This window comes from Nakamurella antarctica, from assembly GCF_003860405.1.
In the GTDB taxonomy this organism is placed as follows: Bacteria; Actinomycetota; Actinomycetes; order Mycobacteriales; family Nakamurellaceae; genus Nakamurella; species Nakamurella antarctica.
The window spans coordinates 1-19,645 of sequence record NZ_CP034170.1; the positions used below are offsets into that span (position 1 = coordinate 1).

Genomic DNA, 19,645 nt, shown 5'->3' on the forward strand with positions numbered 1-19,645 from the left:
TTAGCGTCCACCGTCGGCCCTGCCTGGACCCGTAGTTATGCACCCCTGTGGACAACTACTGTGGACAAATGGGGATCACAGGGTTCAAGGGAGTTTGCGCGTGACTGGACAAGCCGCCGATCTTTCCGCCATGTGGGCCGACATCGTCGCTGAACTATCTCCTGGTCTCACCGGTCAACAGACTGCCTGGCTTTCGTTGGTCCGTCCACTCGGAATGCTGGAGACCACGTGTCTGCTCGCGGTGCCAAACGATTACGTCAAAGAAACCATCGAGCGGACCTTCCGCGATCCGATCACTGCGGCGCTGTCCACCTATCTTCAGTTTCCCGTCACCCTCGCTGTCACTGTCACGCAGGATGAGCCCACCCAACATATGTTCGATGGCCGGGCCGAAACCGGTACGGCTGCCAAGGGTGCTCCATTGGCCGGCGCTGACGAAGAGGAAGAGGACGAGGAAGCGGAGGCTCTTGCCACTGTCACCGAAATCTGGCCGACTTATGCGGGGCGTAGCAACGCCGCCCCACCCAATCCGGCGCACACGAGGCTGAACGACCGATACACCTTCGACACCTTCGTGATTGGATCTTCAAATCGTTTCGCACATGCCGCTGCTGTTGCCGTATCCGAAGCGCCTGCCGCCGCCTACAACCCGCTGTTTATCTGGGGAGAATCGGGCTTGGGCAAGACCCATCTACTGCACGGAATTGGTCACTACGCCCAGCGGTTGTTCCGCGGGATGCGAGTCCGATATGTCTCTTGTGAAGAGTTCACCAACGATTTCATTAATGCCATTCGCGACGATCGCAAGTCCGCATTCCGCGCCCGCTACCGCGACGTAGACGTGCTGTTGGTCGACGACATCCAATTTCTTGAGGGCAAGGAATCAACTCAGGAGGAGTTCTTTCACACCTTCAACACGCTGTACAACGCGAACAAGCAGATCGTTCTGTCTTCGGACAGGCCACCGAAGCGCCTCGAGACGCTCGAGGACCGGATGCGGACCCGCTTCGAGTGGGGTCTCACCACCGATATTCAACCGCCGGAGCTTGAAACTCGTATTGCCATCCTCCGTAAGAAGGCCGCCAACGATCGGATGAGCGCACCAGACGACGTGCTGGAGTTCATCGCCAGCAAAATCGAGCGCAACATTCGTGAGCTTGAAGGCGCCCTTATCCGGGTAACCGCCTTCGCTTCCTTGAACAAACAAGCAGTGGACCTCTCCTTGGCCCAGGTGGTGCTGCGGGATCTCATCAACAACCAAAATTCGAATGACGTCGATGGCGCGACGATCATGGCTGTCACCGCCGAGTACTTCGCAGTTTCTCTCGACGAGCTGTGTGGGCCCCTTAAAACCAAGGCGGTTGCTGGCGCTCGTCAGATCGCGATGTACCTATGCCGCGAACTAACCGATCTAACGCTGCCCAAAATCGGCCAGATATTCGGGAATCGGGACCACACCACGGTCATGCATGCGGCAAAAAAGATCCGGGGCGAGATGGCTGAGCGCCGCCAGACGTACGACCACGTCCAGGAGCTGACGGCTCGGATCAAAGAGCGATCTCGAGCCAACTAGCTGTTTCTTCGCTGCCCGCACCTGTCAGTACCCCCAGATCATGTCGTGATCTGCGCTTTTGCCTGCCAGAAACACGTTAGAACTAACGCCAACACACATAGGTGGCGTGGGTCACAGAGGTAGTGCACATTATGTGGACAAAATTGGGGACAACTTGGGCTTCGAGGTAGGACAACCCTTTCCCGCGTTGTCCACAGTTTCTAGTTGTTCACACCCCCGCCGATACGTCCCCGTGTTGTCCCAGATTGGCCTGGGACGGCGCCACGCATGCTGGGCAGGCCGGACGTGGCCAGTCCCCACAATCCACACCACCTACTACTGATGCTGTTATCTCTACTAAGAATTAAAAACAAAGCACTAGGCATGGGGATAGGTTGGCTGGGACAACTTGCCCTCGCCCAGCCAACGAAAAAACTGGGGGATGACTCTCGAGCCCAAAGGTCGTACGGTGGAGCGTCCGTGGCCATGTGATTTCGTGCGGCGTCATTTGACGTTGCTAGGCGGGCACGTTAGAAACCACACATCATCACGCTGCTTAAACCACGCTCTGAAGGAGACCACAGGATGAAGTTTCGCGTCGCTCGCGAGGACCTCGCTGACGCAGTGGCCTGGGTTGCCAAAAGTTTGCCAGCCCGCCCACCTGTCCCCGTCCTCGGCGGGATTTTGCTCGAGGTTGAGGGCAACACGCTGACCGTTGCGGGGTTCGACTACGAGGTTTCCACCCGGGCTCAGGTGTCGGTTGATGCTGAAAGCGCTGGCCGCGTGCTGGTTTCCGGACGACTGCTCGCCGAAATCGCGCGAGCGTTGCCCGCGCGACCGGTTGATATTTCGGTGGACGGCTCACGAGTAACCATCCTCGGCGGCTCTGCGCGGTTTACCCTCCCCACGATGCCCGTCGAGGATTACCCGTCGTTGCCCGAGATGCCAAGTGCTTCGGGCACAGTGGATGCCGCGATGCTGGCCGAGGCCGTGAACCAGACTGCCGTAGCGGCGGGGCGCGACGATACTTTGCCGATGTTGACCGGTGTTCGTATCGAGATCGAGGGGGACAAGCTCACGTTGGCCGCGACCGACCGGTTCCGGCTGGCGGTCCGCGAGGTCAGCTGGACCCCTGACGTACCCGACATGTCGACCGCTGTTCTCGTTCCAGCTCGCACTCTGGCTGATGCGGCAAAAACTCTGGGTGGTTCGGAGCCTGTGACGATTGCCTTGGGCGATGGCCTTCTCGGCTTGCAGTCGGGTGGTCGCCGCACCACGGTGCGGTTGCTTGATGTTGAATTCGTGAAATATCGTTCGCTGCTGCCAACGACTCATACCACCACAGTCGACGTTTCAGTTGCGGTGCTGGCCGAAGCTATCAAGCGCGTGGCTCTCGTGACGGATCGCGGTCACCACCTGCGCCTCCAGGTTGCCGAAGGGTCGCTTACGTTGACGGCCGGCGGCGATGACGAAGGCCGCGCGGAAGAGAATCTTCCCGTCTCTGCTGACGGCTCCGAGCTGCTGATCGCCTTTAATCCGTCCTACCTTGTCGATGGCCTGGCGGTACTGCGCAGCGATTATGTTCGCCTAGCTTTCACAACCCCAGCACGCCCCGCCCTGCTTCTACCCGTTGATGCTGAGGGCAACCTCAACGAATCGGCCTACCGCTACTTGGTGATGCCTGCCCGTTTACCGGGCTGATCCGTAAGGGAAATAGAGCTAGTGGTAAAGCTGGAGGTACACGGAATGAAAGAGGGTCTTTGATGCAACTAGGTCTCGTGGGTCTGGGAAAAATGGGCGGCAACATGGCCCAAAGGCTACGCAGCGACGGGCACGAGGTCATCGGGTATGACCGCAACCCGGAGTCGAATCGCAGTGCCGCATCGCTGGAGGAGATGGTGGCCGCGTTGTCGGCGCCGCGGGTGGTGTGGGTGATGGTCCCATCCGGTGCCCCGACGCGTGCGACTATTGCCGACCTGGCAAAGGTTTTAGAAGCTGGAGATCTCATCATCGACGGCGGCAACTCGCGCTACACCGATGATCAAATGCACGCAAAGGATCTCGTCGAGCAGGGGATCAAGTATGTCGACGCGGGTGTCTCCGGCGGCGTGTGGGGTTTGACCGAAGGATATGCGCTGATGGTTGGCGGCGATGACGACGCCGTCGCGATGGCGCAACCCATCTTCGACTCCCTCAAGCCAGCGGGGGCCGGTGGATTCGTTCACGCAGGCCCGGTGGGTGCGGGCCACTTCACCAAGATGGTTCACAACGGCATCGAATACGGCATGATGCAGGCCTATGCCGAGGGCTATGAGCTGCTGCAGGCCACGGACCTAGTCCCAAGCCCCGACGCGGTTTTCTCTTCGTGGCAGCAGGGGACCGTCATTAGGTCATGGCTGCTCGACTTGCTGGTGTTGGCCGTCGCCGACGACCCCGGGCTGGAGCAGGTGCGCGGCTATGCGCAGGATTCCGGTGAGGGTCGCTGGACCATCGAGGCTGCGATTGAGCATGCCGTTCCGATGCCCGTGATTACGGCCGCGCTGTTCGCTCGATTTGCATCGCGGCAAACCGAATCGCCCGCGATGAAAGTGATTGCGGCCCTTCGTAATCAGTTCGGCGGCCACGCGGTTGGCACCGCTGGCAGCACGACGGATGTTCCCGTCAGCTAGCCCGTCTTTGGTCGTTGTGTGCCGAGTGGTGCGCTATCACCCGGAGACCCCGGGTTTCTGGCGACGAAAACGCCGCTCGGCAAATTTTTGCCGATGTGTTCAGGATGGGGAACTGTGTACACCCGGCACCTTTCGGTAGCGGACTTCCGGTCGTGGACCATCGCGGAGTTGCCCTTGACGCCGGGGATCAATGTGTTGGTGGGGCGTAATGGCGTCGGCAAAACCAATTTGGTCGAGGCGCTCGGATATCTCGCGACACTGTCTTCACATCGAGTCTCCGGTGATGTGCCATTGATTCGGCGCGGCGCTGAGCGGGCCATTGTCCGGGCCGCGGTGGTGCACGAGAGCCGCGAGCTGATGCTCGAGGTCGAGATAACCGCGGGCAAGGCTAATCGGGCCAGACTCAACAAATCCCCTCTCACGCGGCCGCGCGACATGCTCGGCATTTTGCGGACGGTATTGTTCGCGCCCGAGGACCTGGCGCTGGTGCGCGGCGACCCATCGGAGCGCCGCCGGTACCTTGACGAGGTGCTCATCATGCGGGCACCGCGGTTCGCTGGCATCAAGAGTGACTATGACCGAGCGTTGAAGCAGCGCAATTCGTTATTGAAATCTGCTGGAGCAGCACGCCGGGCGGGCGGTGGCGACTTGTCCACCTTGGAAGTGTGGGACGAACAGCTTGCCGGCTATGGTGCAACGCTGTTGGCGGCGCGCCTGGCACTGGTCGATGAGATCCGGCCGCACGTGGCTGCTGCCTATGCCGATCTTGCGCCGACGTCGGCTCCCGCCGACTTGATGTATCGCTCGTCCTTGGGTGCAGCATTACCGGCTGGCGGAACGGAGGATGATCTCAGGGCCGCCTACCTCGAGGAGATGCAGCGGCTCCGACGCGCGGAGTTGGAGCGCGGTATTTCGCTCGTGGGTACCCACCGTGACGACGTTGACCTCATTTTAGGCCCTGGGCTCGCGAAAGGCTATGCCTCCCATGGCGAGTCATGGTCTTTTGCGCTGGCGTTGAAGATGGGCGGATTCGGGTTGCTACGCAGCGACGGTGTTGATCCGGTGCTGATTTTGGACGACGTTTTTGCCGAATTGGACTCTTCGAGGCGGTCCAGGCTGGCCTCGCTGGTTGCGGATGCGGACCAAGTGTTGATTACCGCTGCGGTAGGGGCCGACGTTCCCAGCGAACTTGCTGGTGCGCAGTATCTCATTACCGAGGGCGCCGTGACGGCTGTGATTAAGCATCCCGCACCCGGGGAGATGGAGTCCGACCAGATGATGCCTACGCAAATAACGTCTGCGCAAATGACGCCCGCTCACATGATGGAGGATAAGGAATGACGGACGACCACTTTCCTTCTCTGAACACCTCAACCCCGAAACCTGATGGTGCACCGACAATCCCGCCGCGGGGAGCCGACCTTGCCCGCGAGGCATTGGCGCAGGCTCGGGCGCGAACAGCAGCAAAGCGCAAGGCCGCCGGCCGTACCGGAGTGGCCGGTCGTAATGGCGCCGCGGGGCAACGTCGCAGGTGGTCCGGTGCGGGACCGGACCAGCGCGATCCGAAGCCACTGGGTGCAACGCTCAAGGTGTGGCTGAAGGATTCCAGCGTAGGAGCCGATTTGGACAAGGCGAACTTGTTGGGCCGCTGGCCGGACATTGTGGGTCCAGAAATCGCCGCGCACTGTGATCCGAGTGATTTGGTCGACGGCGAACTGACGTTGATAGCGGAATCCACCGCATGGGCCACTCAGCTCAGGATGATGTCACCGCAGATTATGGGAAAGATTGCGAGCGCCATCGGCCCCAATGTGGTGACGAAGATCCGGGCGCGCGGACCATCAAGCCCTTCTTGGCGCTTTGGCACCCTTCATGTGCCGGGCCGGGGTCCCCGGGATACCTACGGTTGAGCCGGCGCACGAGCGAGGTTTGCTGCTGGCGCTAGCCGCCAAAGCGATCGGATCAGGTCGCTAGTACCGAATGCCTCCGGCTGCATCAGAAAAATCGAGCCACGGGCCAATCAGGCGCCGGTAAACGTGCTCTAGACCGGACTGGGGGACTAGGATAGAGAGCGGCGTGTTCGCAGAGGGCTCTAGCAGCCTCGCTGCTGGATTTCACTCGCTCGCAATCTGTTCTACCGCGACGCCCCCAAAAATCAGGAGATTCGAACCTGCATGGCAACAACTACAGCTCATGAGTACAACGCTTCTTCGATCACCGTCCTCGAAGGCCTGGAGGCAGTTCGAAAGCGTCCTGGAATGTACATCGGCTCGACGGGCGAAGTGGGCTTACACCACATGGTCTGGGAGGTCATCGACAACTCCGTCGATGAGGCGATGGCCGGATACGCCGATACCGTTGAGGTCACGCTGAAGCCCGATGGCAGCGTTGCGGTGAAGGACAACGGCCGCGGGATTCCGGTGGAGATGCACGCGCAGCAAAAGCGTCCCACCGTCGAAGTGGTCATGACTATCCTGCACGCGGGTGGCAAGTTCGACTCCGACTCGTATGCCACCTCCGGTGGTTTGCACGGTGTGGGTATTTCCGTTGTCAACGCCCTCTCGACTCGGGTGGATGTGGATATCGAGCGGGGTGGCAAGGCGTACTACCAGCGGTACAACTATGCCAAGCCAGGCAAGTTGGAGGACCGCGGTCCGAGCAGTAAAACCGGTACCACCGTTACCTTCTGGGCCGACAAAGACATTTTCGAAACCACGACCTACAACTTCGAAACCATCTCGCGGCGGGTGCAGGAAATGGCCTTCCTCAATAAGGGTTTGACCATCAAGCTGCGGGATGAGCGACCCAAGGAAGTGATTTCCTCTGATGGCAGCGTGAAGCCGGCGACAGAGTTTGTGCCCGTGGAGCGCGCGTTCCATTACCCCGACGGCCTTGTCGATTACGTCAAGCACCTCAACGCTTCTCGCGAGCCAGCTCATGAATCCATCATCGGGTTCGAGGCGAAAGGCGACACGATGGAGGTGGAGGTCGCGATGCAGTGGAACAACACGTACACCGAGAGCGTTCACACCTTCGCCAACACTATTAACACCATCAATGGCGGCACCCACGAGGAGGGCTTTCGGGCTTCGTTGACGACGGTGGTCAATAAGTACGCGACGGAGAAGAAGCTGCTCAAGGGCGCCGACGACAAGCTGTCCGGCGATGACGTTCGTGAAGGTCTCGCTGCGATTATCTCGATTCGCCTGCGGGAGCCGCAGTTTGAAGGCCAGACCAAAGGCAAGCTCGGCAACACGGAGGCAAAATCCTTCGTACAGAAGGCGTGTAACGAATGGTTGACAGATTGGTTTGAGCGCAATCCCACTGAAGCTCGCAAGATCATTAGCAAGTCCATTGCCTCGGCCCAGGCCCGCGCCGCCGCACGAAAGGCTCGAGATCTGGTGCGCCGCAAAGGCGCCTTGGAGATCGGCGGCCTTCCCGGCAAACTGGCGGATTGCCGCTCGACCGACCCGGGCGCCTCTGAGCTCTACATCGTCGAAGGCGACTCGGCTGGTGGTTCCGCCAAATCGGGTCGGGACTCGATGTTCCAGGCGATTCTGCCCATTCGCGGCAAGATCATCAACGTCGAAAAGGCTCGCATCGACAGGGTTTTGAAAAACACCGAAGTGCAGAGCCTGATCACCGCTCTCGGCACTGGCATCCATGACGAGTTTGATGTCGCGAAGCTTCGGTACCACAAGGTGATCCTGATGGCCGACGCCGACGTGGACGGACAGCACATTCGAACATTGCTGCTTACTTTGCTGTTTAGATTCATGCGGCCGCTGATCGAGGGCGGGTTCGTGTACCTGGCGATGCCTCCGCTGTACAAGATCAAGTGGAGCCGCGGTGAGCCGGACTTTGTCTACACCGATAGAGAACGTGACGCCTTGATGGCGATGGGCCTAGAGAATGGCCGCAAGGTCAACAAGGATGACGGGATCCAGCGGTACAAGGGACTTGGCGAGATGAACGCGAAGGAACTGTGGGAAACCACTATGGACCCGGCGCACCGTCTGTTGCAGCAGGTGACGCTGGACGATGCGGCCACCGCCGATGAACTGTTCAGCGTGCTGATGGGGGAGGACGTCGAATCACGGCGCGCCTTCATCATCCGCAACGCACGTGATGTCCGTTTCCTGGACTTCTAAGCGCTCAATCCCCATCCCTCAACTAGACATACACACTTTCTATCCACATGTGGATAGATTCCTTACCCGAATGGGTGAGCAACTTATGCGAAGGCCTTGAACGTGGCAGATAGCCCAGATGACAAGAACCCCCCAGTAGGCGGAACTGACGGCGCTGGCGCCGAACCGGTGCTGCACGATCGGATTGAACCGATCGAAATCCAGGACGAGATGCAACGCTCGTTCATCGACTACGCGATGTCCGTCATCGTGTCGCGGGCCCTGCCGGACGTGCGCGATGGGCTCAAGCCGGTTCACCGTCGCGTGCTGTACGGGATGTATGACTCGGGCTTCCGCCCCGAGCGTTCGCACGTCAAGTGCTCCCGCGTCGTCGGCGACGTGATGGGTAACTACCACCCGCACGGCGACTCATCGATCTACGACACCGTAGTGCGAATGGCGCAGCCCTGGTCGCTGCGCTACCCGATGATCGACGGCCAAGGTAACTTCGGTTCCCCCGGTAACGACCCGGCGGCCGCCATGCGGTACACCGAGTCGAAGCTGACACATCTTGCGATGCATATGCTCTCGGGTATCGACGAGGACACCGTCGACATGGTCGCCAACTACGACGGCAAGACCACCGAGCCGACCGTGCTGCCCAGCCGAATCCCGAACCTGTTGATGAACGGCTCGTCCGGCATCGCCGTCGGGATGGCCACCAACATTCCGCCGCACAACCTGCGCGAGATCGCGGCCGGCGTCATGTGGTCGCTGCAGAATCCGGAAGCCAGCGACACCGAACTTCTCGAGGCTCTGCTCGAGCGTATCCCCGGACCCGACTTCCCCACGGGCGCCTTAATTGTCGGTAAGGACGGCATCGAGGACGCCTACCGCACGGGCCGCGGCTCCATCCGGATGCGCGCCGTCGTCGAGATCGAAGAGGACGCCAAGGGACGCACCATCCTCGTCGTTACCGAACTGCCCTACCAGGTCAACCCCGACAACCTGGTAGAGAACATCGCGCAGCTGCACAAGGACGCCAAACTTGCCGGTATCGCAGACATTGCGGACGAGTCCAGCGACCGCGTGGGCCGGCGCATCGTCGTCACCCTCAAGCGCGACGCCATCGCCAAGGTGGTGCTGGCCAACCTTTACAAGCACACCCAGCTGCAGACGTCGTTTGGCGCGAACATGCTGTCGATCGTCGACGGGGTGCCGCGCACGCTGCGCCTCGACCAGATGGTGTTCTACTACGTCAAGCACCAGATGGAAGTCATCACCCGCCGGACCCAGTTCCGACTGGATGCCGCTGAGCGCCGCGCCCACATTCTGCGCGGCTTGGTCAAGGCACTCGACGCCCTGGACGAGGTGATCGCCCTCATCCGCGCCGCCGAGACCGTAGACGTCGCGCGCCTCGGGTTGATGGAACTGCTCACGGTTGACGAGATCCAGGCCAACGCAATCCTGGAAATGCAGCTGCGCCGGTTGACGGCGTTGAACCGCCAGCAGATTATCGACGAGTTGGCCGCGATCGAAGTCGAGATCGCCGACCTGCTCGACATTCTCGCTAACGAGGATCGCAAGCGGCAGATCATCATGGATGAGCTGACCGAGATCGTCGACAAGTACGGCAACGACAGGCGCTCCCGGTTCGTCCCTTACGACGGCGACGTCAACATGGAAGACCTGATCGCGCAGGAGGACGTGGTCGTCACGATCACTCGCACCGGATACGCGAAGCGCACCAAGACGGACCTGTACCGAGCGCAGAAGCGCGGCGGCAAGGGAGTGCAGGGCGCGGCGCTAAAACAGGACGATATTGTCGCCCACTTCTTCGTGACCTCCACGCACGACTGGCTGTTGTTCTTCACGAACAAGGGCCGTGTCTACCGGGCAAAGGCCTACGAACTGCCCGAGGCAAGCCGCACCGCCCGCGGGCAGCACGTAGCGAACCTGTTGGCATTCCAGCCGGATGAGAAGATCGCCCAGGTCATCCAGATCCGCGACTACGACGTGTCCCCGTACCTGGTGCTCGCCACCAAGGGTGGTTTGGTGAAGAAGTCCAAGCTGACGGACTTCGACTCGAACCGCAGCGGCGGCATCGTCGCAGTGAACCTGCGCGACGACGACGAACTGGTCGGCGCCGTGCTGTGTTCCTCCGATGACGACCTCCTGTTGATCTCGGCCGAGGGCCAGAGCATCCGCTTCCACGCCACCGACGAGGCACTTCGGCCAATGGGCCGCGCCACCTCCGGCGTCCTGGGCATGCGGTTCAACTCCGGTGACGAGCTGCTGAGCATGGACGTGGCGCAGGAAGGCAAGCACGTACTGGTCGCGACCAGTGGCGGCTACGCCAAGCGCACCGAAATCGACGAGTACCCCGTCCAGGGTCGCGGCGGTAAAGGCGTCCTGACGATCCAGTACGACAAGCGACGCGGCAAACTGGTGGGCGCTCTGATCGTCGAAATTGACGACGAGGTCTATGCCATCACCTCCGGTGGCGGTGTCATCCGGACCACAGCCAAGTCGGTGCGAAAGGCCAAGCGCCAGACCATGGGTGTGCGATTGATGAACCTGTCCGATGGCGTCAAGCTGATCGCTATTGCGAAAAACCCGGACGCTGTCGAGGCAGCCGAAGCCGTAGCCGCGGGCGATGTGCCGGACGTAGATGGTGATACCGATTCGAACATGGCGGACGTCAATGTGATTGATACTGAATCAGACGACGAAACCGAATCCGGCACAGAAGGGACACAGGTGAGCGAATGAGCAACCCTGGTTTGCAACCACCTCAACGCGGGGCCGCACCCGCCGCAGCGGTGAATACCGTCAACGATCCCGCATCCGCAGGGGTCTCTTCGGCGCCTATGGCGGGTCGGGCCCAACCAGCTGCACCTCGAGTGGACAGCAGACCGGTAAACAGCCGTACCACGAGGCCCGCGGCAAAGAAGGTTCCGCGGATTACCTCATTGCAATTGAAGCGCGTGGACCCCTGGACGGTCCTGAAGGTGTCCCTGATCGTGTCGATCGTGATGTTTTTTGTGTGGATGATCGCGATCGGTCTGCTCTACCTGCTTTTTGGGTCCCTCGACGTGATTAGCCGAATCAACGACGGGTGGACCACCGTGACCTCCGCGTCGAGCGAAGGTTCCACACCTAGCGCCCTGATCACCCCGGGCGTGGTGTTCTCGGTGGCGGCCGTGATAGGCGCTATCAACATCGTGCTGACTACCGCGCTGGCCACCATCGCAGCGTTCGTGTACAACGCCGCCGCTGGAATGGCCGGTGGTGTTGAGCTCACCCTTGGCGAGCGGGACTAGCGCGCTACTGGGGCAGCTCTGACCTGCTGTTTTGGGTCAAGCTGCCCCGGTGCGGTAATCTCGGCACTTGGGCCCGACGGAAGCAATTCCGGAGGGTCCGTAACATGAGGGCCTATAGCTCAGACGGTTAGAGCGCTTCCCTGATAAGGAAGAGGTCGGAGGTTCAAGTCCTCCTAGGCCCACACAGTGTTTCCCTGCTGAAAATTCAAGGAGAACCACATGAAGAAGCTCCTGGTGTTGCTCGGACTGGCTGGTGCGGCTTATGCACTGGTCAATCAACGTAAGAAAGCGGCAGCTGCCGAAGCTGCCCTCTGGGACGAAGCCACCGGCGTGTCCCGCTAGCAGTATTGGCCGTCGCCCGTCGGCGGCCACGAGGGGCCTTAGCTCAATTGGTAGAGCGCCGCTTTTGCAAGGCGGAGGTCAGGAGTTCGATTCTCCTAGGCTCCACAAAGAAGAGGTCAGACCCAGCGTTCTCGGGTCTGACCTCTTCTTTATTTAGTGCTGTGAATCGAGTGGGCCCACGCCGAGCGCTAGCGAGGTGGGGATCTCCTAGGCTCCACTAGTGTCATTGCAGTTCAGGGCTGGTTTCCGAACTCAGGAGACCGGCCCTGATTCGTCTCCGGTACGCAGTGGGTACGCAGCAGTTCGGGCTGCCTCCGCCGCATCGTTCAATTTTTCTGTCACCGGATCAAAGTCGTTGGGGGAAAAGATCTGCTTAGTTCTCCAGGGTGAGTGCCGCCGACTTGCGGCCCAGCATGGCTAAGACAGCTTTGACATGGGCTCCGGCCTGCATAGCCTAGAGGCGGCTGTGTGCTGCAAGCCGTGCGGCGTGACGAGCAGAAAATGAGGATCAAGTGCCCTGCAACGCGCGACGGCTTTGGAGTAATGACGCGACCGAAAGGCTGACACCCTCAGTACGTTGCCCTTTGCTCCAGTGAATGCCCAGCTCTACTGCGATCCAGGCCTTCGGAACACCATCCGAAATCTACCTTCTGATCAACTCCCAATCTTCTAAAGCGTTCACACTTCAATCGTTGAGTGGCCACTTCTCAAGCGTCAACACTGTCCAGTTATCAAGCGCTAACGACAAACCCCAATGGGCGGTCCCAACAGCCGATTCGCTTCCGGTCTCCTGACAACGGCCGTTCGGACAAGCGTGTCCGGAAGCCAGGTTCGCCTGCCTAAGCGCGGAGTTCGACCCGGATAGATGTTCAAGTTCTCAATGGATCGCCCAAGTCGTTAGTCGCGCTTGCGTAGTGGCCTGAGTCGTGCCGCAGGCTGTTCCGTGGGACGCTGGATGGTTTCGACTGGCGGCCCCGCTTCCGCGTTCCTCATCTGATGATTCCGAGCCGCGATTTTGTCTTGGCCTTGGGCTAGCGCCTTTGCCTCGCGCTAGCTTTCTAGCCAAGCGGGCTTCAAGGACTTCTTCAGCGTTTCTGATGAAATCAATCGCGCTGCCCGCCTGATATTGCTTCGGAATGTCATCCCTAGTTTCGTTACTTCGATTTCGTCATCGGTCATACCGTCATGGGCCCTCGCTCGCCATTCCCAGTGTTGAGCGCCATACTCCAGATCGTCGTAAGTCGGTGAGAATTTTGGAGGGTCGCCCTAGAGTTCATAGTCATTACCGATCTCAGGCCCGTCTTCTTCGCAAACGCGGAGAAGATGCGTTGCTGACTGCGCAACCGGCCGTCCCGGTTCTCACTGGCCCGATAGCCCAGATCCAGCAGTTCGTCGGTGATCAGCCGGTACCCGAACTCCCGGTCGTCCTGGTGTACGTACACCGAGGCATTAATCAACTTGGCATCATCCCAGCCCCGTTGCGTCACAGGATCTTGGCGCCATTTGTAAACGCTTGCTTGGAAAAGCCAAGCACCCGGCAGGTCACCGCGACCGGCACCCGAACGGGTGCATTTGGTGCGGCAGGTTCAAGGACCAGCGGATACGTCATTTTGGGAAAGTGTCCCTGGACAAATGAGCAACAGCCAGGCGCATCACCTCCGCTTGCTGCTCCAGGAGCCGGATTCGCTTGCGGGCTTCCCGCAGCTCAGCGGAATCTGTCACTGCTGGCGCGGCCAGGTCGTCGGCGATATCGGCTTTATTCACCCAGTTGTGCGCTGATGCTTCGGGAATACTGAAGTCCTTCGCAATCTGGTCCACGGGACTGCCCTTTTGCGGGCGAGGGCGACCACATCGTTGCAGAATTTTTCTGGACAGGGTTTTGGCATGAGGTCCATCTTTCCAGCCAGGATTAAATCTTCGCAGGGGCGACGGTCAACCAAACTCTGGGCAGTCCCACATTCAAACACCAGCACTGCTATAGCCACACGTTCTCTACCAAAGCCCATCTGACACCCGCAAACTGGACTTCCCACAAACGTTCATTTTACAATCTGCATCAACGACCAGGGTTCAAGCGCCAGCGACACCATCGAATATCTCGGCCCCATCGACTACAAGATACCGTCAACACAGGCCAACCAGGCCGCCTGAGACAGTCACTCCCACGGGGAGACTTAGAACCGCTTAGTGACTTGGGGTATAGTCTGGGTCCGCCAATCCCGCTGCGCGAATGTTGACCACGTGCTCAAGGAATTTGTTGCGAGTGCGGCCCGGCCCTTTAGCACAACCGTAGCGATCGAAGTGGTTTCAGATATCGCCTTCGATTCCCCCGATGCCCGATTCAGAAATGGACCCGAAACGCAAATCATGCTCCGAGGCGCGGCTCTGCACTTACAGCGTGGAACGGAGCAGCACTGTGACTGTTGCACTAGCAGCTTCACCACGGCCCTCTAGTCCGAGCCCGTCGTGCGATCGAGCCTTCACAGAGACCTGCTGACGTCGAACACCCAGCGCGGCTGCCAGGTTGTCGGCCATGTTTTCAACATGCGGTCGCAAACGGGTAGTCCCCAGGGTAACAAAGCTGTCGAGGTTCACCAGTTCATAACCAGCTCGTCGAACGTATTGCCCAAATTCTCGAACGAAATCGAGGCTCCTCGCGTCTTCAGCGTCTGGATCGTTTTCCGGATAGTGAGTGCCGAGATCCCCATCCGCGATCGCTCCGGCTAGGGCATCTACGACAGCGTGAGACAGGACATCCCCGTCGCTGTGTGTGTCAAAGCCGGCTTGCGCGTCCTCGATAACAACTCCTCCAAGACAAAGCACCCTGCCTGGTACTAAGGCGTGAACATCGTGGCCGTGGCCGATTCGGTAGGGACCGACATCAATGGGATCTGGCATTCGACAAGCGTGTCACGAATTGCAACGTCAGAGCTAACAACACCGCGAGAATTGGGCCTCCGAGTCCGACCAAAACTGCAGCCACCGGGGACGAGTGCCTCAGCACGACGGCAACCGTCACCAGCAATCCAATTACGCAGGTGGTTCCAGACCACAGGGTGGGCTTGCCGGCTCGCCCCCAAGTAAGCACACCGATTGAGGACAGAGAGAGTCCGAACATTAAGGCAAAAAGCTCCAGCAGCGAACCCGAAGACCCCGGGCTGAGTTCTCGAACATTGGTTCCGTAGACGCCGGCTACCAGAGTCGGTACAAATAGGACAGCAGTGACAGCGGTGAGAACCTTGTTGAGTCGCTCCTGACCCTTCTGGGACTCCGCAGCGGCGTAAGCTTGCGCCCCTTGACTGACGCTGCTCAACAACTCGAACGCTGAGCGGAGGGACTCACGCGCCTGCCGAAGATCAGCACCCAAGTGCTGCTGCACGTCGTTAAAGAGGTCTTGGAGCCCAGGTACACCGCCCACTACGGCTGATACCTCCGCGCGTCGAAGATAGAAGCGCTGACTCACGCGGACCCGGTCTAAATACCCTGCCAGCACGCCGATGTCTCGCTGGAGGGTAGGGAGGTTGATGGTCGAGTAGGCCTGCTGACCTCGCGCTAACTGCGCGAAAAGCTGGGACTCCCACACCTCTAACTCTGTGGTCCAGGTCCCCAAAAAATAGCGTTCGTGGGCCGAAGCCTCCCTGAACCAATCGAGAAGGCGGGCGTCCACTGTTCGTGAATCATCTAGCATCATGGCCAGCGATTCGCGTTTGCGGGACGGAATAGCATGGTGTGGCCAACGAACATCTATCGCGTTCCAGTAACCATTCGGTGGGGTCCAAACTACGAGAAGGCCGACGTTCCACCGAACGACCCTCGCCCAGCGTGTAGCCGAGATAACCGCCAGAGAACCACCTCTCGTGCTGGGCAGGGTGTTCACGGGCACGTCTATAAATGAAGCTCCGAGGGCTGCCCACGACTCGGGTGCTTCGGTGTCGCGATTGGAATTTACGGTGACCGCTGCGTAGTCCGGAAGATTCGGCAGTTCGTCCAAAATGCAGGAAGGAACAAACTGCCGAAGCAGTGCATCAATAGTCGGGAGTCCCGGAGTGCCATCCAGGGCGACCTCGATATGGACCAGATCGAACTGTCGACCTCCGTCTGTCAGAAGAGTAGAATCACCTACTACTTCAAAGTTCAAATGTTCTATCAAAATCGGAACGTGATGACCCGGAAAGCGATCCTCCCACTCAAACAGAGAGGCGAACCAACCCGCGCTCGCCAGCGCGGAGCGCGTGTCAAAAGCTGCTGCTAGGAGAATACTGGGCGACAACCACCGCTCCGGACTCCCCGATTGCGTTACCAAGTCCATTTGTTGCCCTGCCCTTTACTAGATTGAGCTACATGGTGACATCGAAAATCGTAGGGACCTGCCAATTTAGTGTGCTGACTGCCTGCCTTCCCGAACGTTCGGTTTATTTGAACGAAGCGGCCGCGAGTGTAGCCCGCGCGCGCGAGCTTGTTTCCCCAAACGAATTGGAATGGATCATCGCAGTCGATGGTCCCGGAGACCTACCTGATGTGACTGCTCAGGCAAGAGTCGTCCGCATAGAAAGGCGCAGCGGGATAAGCGCAGCACGAAACGCGGCACTCGCATTCGCTCGAGGGGACCTCATAGCTCCGCTCGACGCGGATGACACGTTAGTTGCTGACGGGCTTTTAGAAGCGCAAGAGGCGCTTCTCAACGATCACTTAGGTTGGATCGCGTGCAACCGAGTCCTGTTGAGCACCCAGGGAAAGACTGGCCATTGGCACGGTAGGCGGACATGGCAGCCAGGGGGACTCGCAGAGAGTTGGTCCGCCCCCTTCGCTTTCCACCCGAACTCGATCGTGGTGCGTCGAGACCTCATACTTCGATGCGGAGGTTGGCCTGCTCTTGCGACGAACGAAGATCTGTTCCTCGCGATGTTGCTGAGCGAGAGAGCAGCAGGGTTAAGCATCGAGGCCGTGCTGACAAGATACAGGGTATGGGATGGGCAGGAAGTTTCGTCGCCAAGTTACCCCGCGACAAAGAGGATTGCCTTCCGATTCATCGAAGCTTCCCTCAATTCTATTCGCAGGGAGTTTGACAGGGACCCGGTCACGCACCCCAGGCCCGGCGGAGCCTACGGCAAACGCGCAACAGGCACCCGTTGATAAAACGAGCCGTCCTCATCGGAGATACTGGTGGCAACGCCACTGTTCTTCGAGAATGCCTTGAAGAGGCGGGCGTCGTTTCGGGCAAGGTTCCTGAAAGTCTCATGGTCGTACACGTCGGCGACCTTATCCGGTGCAGTGAGCAGTTCCGTTTGGGGAACGCGCATTCTGTCGAAGTTATAGTTGGTCTACTTCGCGACAATCCGATCAACTTCGTGCAACTGCTAGGCAACCACGAGTCGGCTGCGCTTGGTGGGCCTAGACGCAAAGGTTGGGATGTCGAAGCAAGTCTCACTCAGGACACATGTTCTTCGTTGATTGCGCTCTGGAAATCGGGGGCTATTCGCCTCGCATGCGCCTTGGATACCGTCGACCTAGGATCTGTCCTAGTTAGTCACGCGGGGTTGACGCGCGCAAGATGGCTAGACATAGGGCAACCCGCGAATGCGGCCAAGGCAGCCGCAGCTGTCAACCGCGACATGCAGCTTCCCATCCGTGACTGGGCTCGACCGGGACGGCTTGTCGGCGATATGGACGCCGCCGCCGACACAACCTGGGCAGAAGTCAATCTGGAGCTATACCAGCCCTGGCTTCTAAACGGCGACGCGCCATTCAGCCAAGTTCATGGCCACTCGTCACCTTTCAATTTCCAGCAGGACAGCTGGTGGCCTGATGCTACCTCACTCGTCCGAGCAGCAACGCGCGTGGACAAGCGCATCCGACGCACGGTTACTTTGCTGACGCCATCGATCAAAGCCATCGCGATCGATTGGAATTTAGGTGATGTCCCGATCGATGACGTTCCATCCTGGCCGTTACTGCAGCTTGATTGTCATTAGTTCTTTATTTTGGTTATAAACAAACATCTCATTAGTTCGAAGTCTTGGCACTATCAACCCGTGGAAGCGACATTTTCGCGCCTTAGCCTCGATCTTTTAGGGGGTGGTTGAGGTTTCCTGGTTGAAGTGGTTTTTGGTCGTTTTGCGGACTCGTTTCTGTTGTGTGTGGGCCTTGGGTCGCTGTGTGGGCGCCAGTTCCACGTGCCGGTCATGGTTGCTGCGGTTTGCTCGGATTGGTTGTTGTGTCTGGTCAGGCGAGGTTCGGTGGGTTATAAAGGCGGTCTAGAGCGGCGGCGATCAGTGCCCGGTGGGGTGCGTGTCCGGAGAGCCGTAGGTGCACGCTTCGGGTTCGTTTGGCGATGTATCCGGCAATCGAGAACAGCAGCAGGCGTAGTCGTTTGGGTTCCCACCCGCGGGACGCACTGTCTGTGAGGGCCAGCATTTGCGTCCAGGCGGCGATATCGGTGGCTAACGCCACGATGGCGAGCCAGATTTGGTTTTGGTTGAATCCGTGTAGCGGCAGGTTCCGGAGACCGGTGGGGGTACCGCTCGGCCCTTTGGGGCTGGGGAAGCTTTCGTGGCCCGGATGCGGTCTTCGCAGCGGGCACGGCGGCGGTGGTGTAGTTCCAGGTCCGCTAGTTGCCCACGGGCGGTGTTGGTGGCGAACGCGGTGAGCCGGTTTCCGTCGATGTCGGTGAACGCAGTTGCGCCCCTGTCCAGCCCCTGTGCCGGGGCGACGCAGAGTGGGCTGATGCGGCCTCCTGGCCGCCTGCGGGAACTGGGGCCCAGTCTTGATAGGGAATGTGTTTCGAGGCCCCTTGTCCTAGTGTCTGAACCACGACGACCCATCTACATCTGACGGAGCACGCTCATCCAGCCACCCAGGTAAGCCACCAGAAGCGGCATCGCAGGCTTCGCACCCGCACCCGCACTCGCACCCGCAGTCGGCGAGGGGCGCGGGGCGCCACCGCCCGGGGGCCACCTGGCGGAGGCCACCAAGAGCCTCATCCTTGATTTGTAGGGTCCGCGGCCCCGACCTGTGTACTGCGGTCGGACCGGAGTTCGCTCCTCACCAGTGTCCGCTGAAGACCTCGAAGCCGGAAGGCCAATGCGAGCTCTAGGCGCTGGTCGCCGCGTCGCCACCCCGGGCCGAGAAAGGTATCGACGCTTTTAAGGCGGCTGTAGAGCGTGTTGATATGAATGCGCAGCTCGTGAGCAGAGCGTGCAAGATGACCGTCGTTGGAGACGAAAGCCTCGACGGAGGGTAGGAGTGGCGCCCCGCCCCCGGCATCGTGATCGTTCAGTGGCCCGAGTGTGCGCGTCACGAACAGCCCTAGATCTGGTCGGGAGTCGCCGTCAAAGAGTTGCCCGACGAAAAAGCCGAGCTCCTCGGCGCTCGCCGTAATGCCCCTCCTGCCCAGCGCACGGACGAGTCTGAGCACTCGTCCGCCGCGCCGGACCGAATCGCGGACGCCGGAGGAACCATCCCAGCTGACGGCTGCGCTAATAGTGGGAGCCTCCTCACCTGGGTGAGACTTGCAGTACCAGGTGTGACATTGATCAGCCGCCCCCTCCGCGTCCTCGCTATTACGATCACCGAGAGGTGCCCGCGGGTGGTCGCGGCCACGCTTCGCTGCGGTTCCCGCCTGCGGGCGAC

Annotated in this window: 15 protein-coding genes, 2 tRNA genes and 2 pseudogenes; 13 read left to right on the forward strand and 6 right to left on the reverse strand. The window is 59.8% G+C overall.

Annotated features, from left to right (window positions below):
- The first annotated feature begins 100 nt into the window (after positions 1-100).
- The 11 genes from dnaA (at position 101) to EH165_RS00050 (ending at position 12,121) form a co-directional block, all read left to right on the forward strand.
- Positions 101-1,573: a chromosomal replication initiator protein DnaA gene (gene dnaA, locus EH165_RS00005; protein WP_277870507.1), complete on the forward strand. Its 1,473-nt coding sequence runs from the start codon at positions 101-103 to the stop codon at positions 1,571-1,573.
- Positions 1,574-2,137: 564 nt separating this feature from the next.
- Positions 2,138-3,253, forward strand: coding sequence for a DNA polymerase III subunit beta (gene dnaN / locus EH165_RS00010; protein WP_124797480.1), 1,116 nt, complete (start codon positions 2,138-2,140; stop codon positions 3,251-3,253).
- Positions 3,254-3,315: 62 nt separating this feature from the next.
- Positions 3,316-4,221: a phosphogluconate dehydrogenase (NAD(+)-dependent, decarboxylating) gene (gnd, locus tag EH165_RS00015; protein WP_124797481.1), complete on the forward strand. Its 906-nt coding sequence runs from the start codon at positions 3,316-3,318 to the stop codon at positions 4,219-4,221.
- A 114-nt stretch (positions 4,222-4,335) separates the two neighbouring features.
- The gene (gene recF / locus EH165_RS00020; RefSeq protein ID WP_124797482.1) at positions 4,336-5,562 is read left to right on the forward strand and encodes a DNA replication/repair protein RecF; all 1,227 of its coding nucleotides are present in this window, start codon (positions 4,336-4,338) and stop codon (positions 5,560-5,562) included.
- A complete protein-coding gene (locus EH165_RS00025; RefSeq protein ID WP_124797483.1) occupies positions 5,559-6,131 on the forward strand; it encodes a DciA family protein in 573 nt (190 codons plus the stop codon). The genes recF and EH165_RS00025 overlap by 4 nt, the downstream gene beginning before the upstream one ends.
- 264 nt (positions 6,132-6,395) lie before the next feature.
- Positions 6,396-8,372, forward strand: a complete 1,977-nt coding sequence (gyrB, locus tag EH165_RS00030; protein ID WP_124797484.1) for a DNA topoisomerase (ATP-hydrolyzing) subunit B — start codon at positions 6,396-6,398, stop codon at positions 8,370-8,372.
- Positions 8,373-8,582: 210 nt separating this feature from the next.
- Entirely contained in the window at positions 8,583-11,123 is a 2,541-nt protein-coding gene (gyrA, locus tag EH165_RS00035) for a DNA gyrase subunit A (protein WP_124800192.1), read from the forward strand.
- Positions 11,120-11,674 carry a DUF3566 domain-containing protein gene (locus EH165_RS00040; protein ID WP_124797485.1) on the forward strand — a complete coding sequence of 185 codons (555 nt, stop codon included), beginning with the start codon at positions 11,120-11,122 and terminating at the stop codon, positions 11,672-11,674. The genes gyrA and EH165_RS00040 overlap by 4 nt, the downstream gene beginning before the upstream one ends.
- A 108-nt stretch (positions 11,675-11,782) precedes the next feature.
- Positions 11,783-11,856: transfer RNA gene (locus EH165_RS00045), tRNA-Ile, on the forward strand.
- 37 nt (positions 11,857-11,893) lie between these two features.
- Positions 11,894-12,016 (forward strand): DLW-39 family protein, encoded by a 123-nt coding sequence (locus EH165_RS15935; RefSeq protein WP_239020627.1) that lies wholly within the window; start codon positions 11,894-11,896, stop codon positions 12,014-12,016.
- 32 nt (positions 12,017-12,048) lie between these two features.
- A tRNA-Ala gene (locus EH165_RS00050) sits at positions 12,049-12,121 on the forward strand.
- Between the two features lie 1,187 nt (positions 12,122-13,308).
- On the opposite strand, the pseudogene EH165_RS15940 reads toward EH165_RS00050, so the two are convergent.
- The 3 genes and pseudogenes from EH165_RS15940 to EH165_RS00070 all read right to left on the reverse strand — a co-directional run.
- Positions 13,309-13,902 (reverse strand): annotated as a pseudogene (locus EH165_RS15940) (transposase family protein); the annotation flags it as partial.
- A gap of 505 nt (positions 13,903-14,407) precedes the next feature.
- Positions 14,408-14,914 carry a 2-C-methyl-D-erythritol 2,4-cyclodiphosphate synthase gene (gene ispF / locus EH165_RS00065; protein ID WP_124797488.1) on the reverse strand — a complete coding sequence of 169 codons (507 nt, stop codon included), beginning with the start codon at positions 14,912-14,914 and terminating at the stop codon, positions 14,408-14,410.
- On the reverse strand, positions 14,898-16,325 hold the full coding sequence (locus EH165_RS00070; RefSeq protein WP_124797489.1) for a CorA family divalent cation transporter: 1,428 nt from the start codon (positions 16,323-16,325) through the stop codon (positions 14,898-14,900). The genes ispF and EH165_RS00070 overlap by 17 nt, the downstream gene beginning before the upstream one ends.
- Before the next feature lie 32 nt (positions 16,326-16,357).
- Between EH165_RS00070 and EH165_RS16670 the strand changes: the two genes are divergently transcribed.
- Positions 16,358-17,149 (forward strand): glycosyltransferase, encoded by a 792-nt coding sequence (locus tag EH165_RS16670; protein WP_124797490.1) that lies wholly within the window; start codon positions 16,358-16,360, stop codon positions 17,147-17,149.
- On the opposite strand, the gene EH165_RS16610 is transcribed toward EH165_RS16670, so the two are convergent.
- The gene (locus EH165_RS16610) at positions 17,119-17,316 is read right to left on the reverse strand and encodes a hypothetical protein (RefSeq protein ID WP_338418498.1); all 198 of its coding nucleotides are present in this window, start codon (positions 17,314-17,316) and stop codon (positions 17,119-17,121) included. The two genes, EH165_RS16670 and EH165_RS16610, sit on opposite strands and share 31 nt — an antisense overlap.
- 237 nt (positions 17,317-17,553) lie before the next feature.
- On the opposite strand from EH165_RS16610, the gene EH165_RS16615 reads away from it, so the two are divergent.
- Complete coding sequence (locus EH165_RS16615; RefSeq protein WP_338418499.1) at positions 17,554-17,988, forward strand: hypothetical protein; 435 nt, start codon at positions 17,554-17,556, stop codon at positions 17,986-17,988.
- 250 nt (positions 17,989-18,238) lie between these two features.
- Here the strand turns inward: EH165_RS16615 and EH165_RS00085 are convergent.
- Both EH165_RS00085 and EH165_RS00090 read right to left on the reverse strand, forming a co-directional pair.
- Positions 18,239-18,687, reverse strand: a pseudogene (locus EH165_RS00085) (transposase); the annotation flags it as partial.
- Between the two features lie 305 nt (positions 18,688-18,992).
- Positions 18,993-19,430, reverse strand: coding sequence for a PucR family transcriptional regulator (locus EH165_RS00090; protein ID WP_164479024.1), 438 nt, complete (start codon positions 19,428-19,430; stop codon positions 18,993-18,995).
- Between the last annotated feature and the right edge of the window lie 215 nt (positions 19,431-19,645).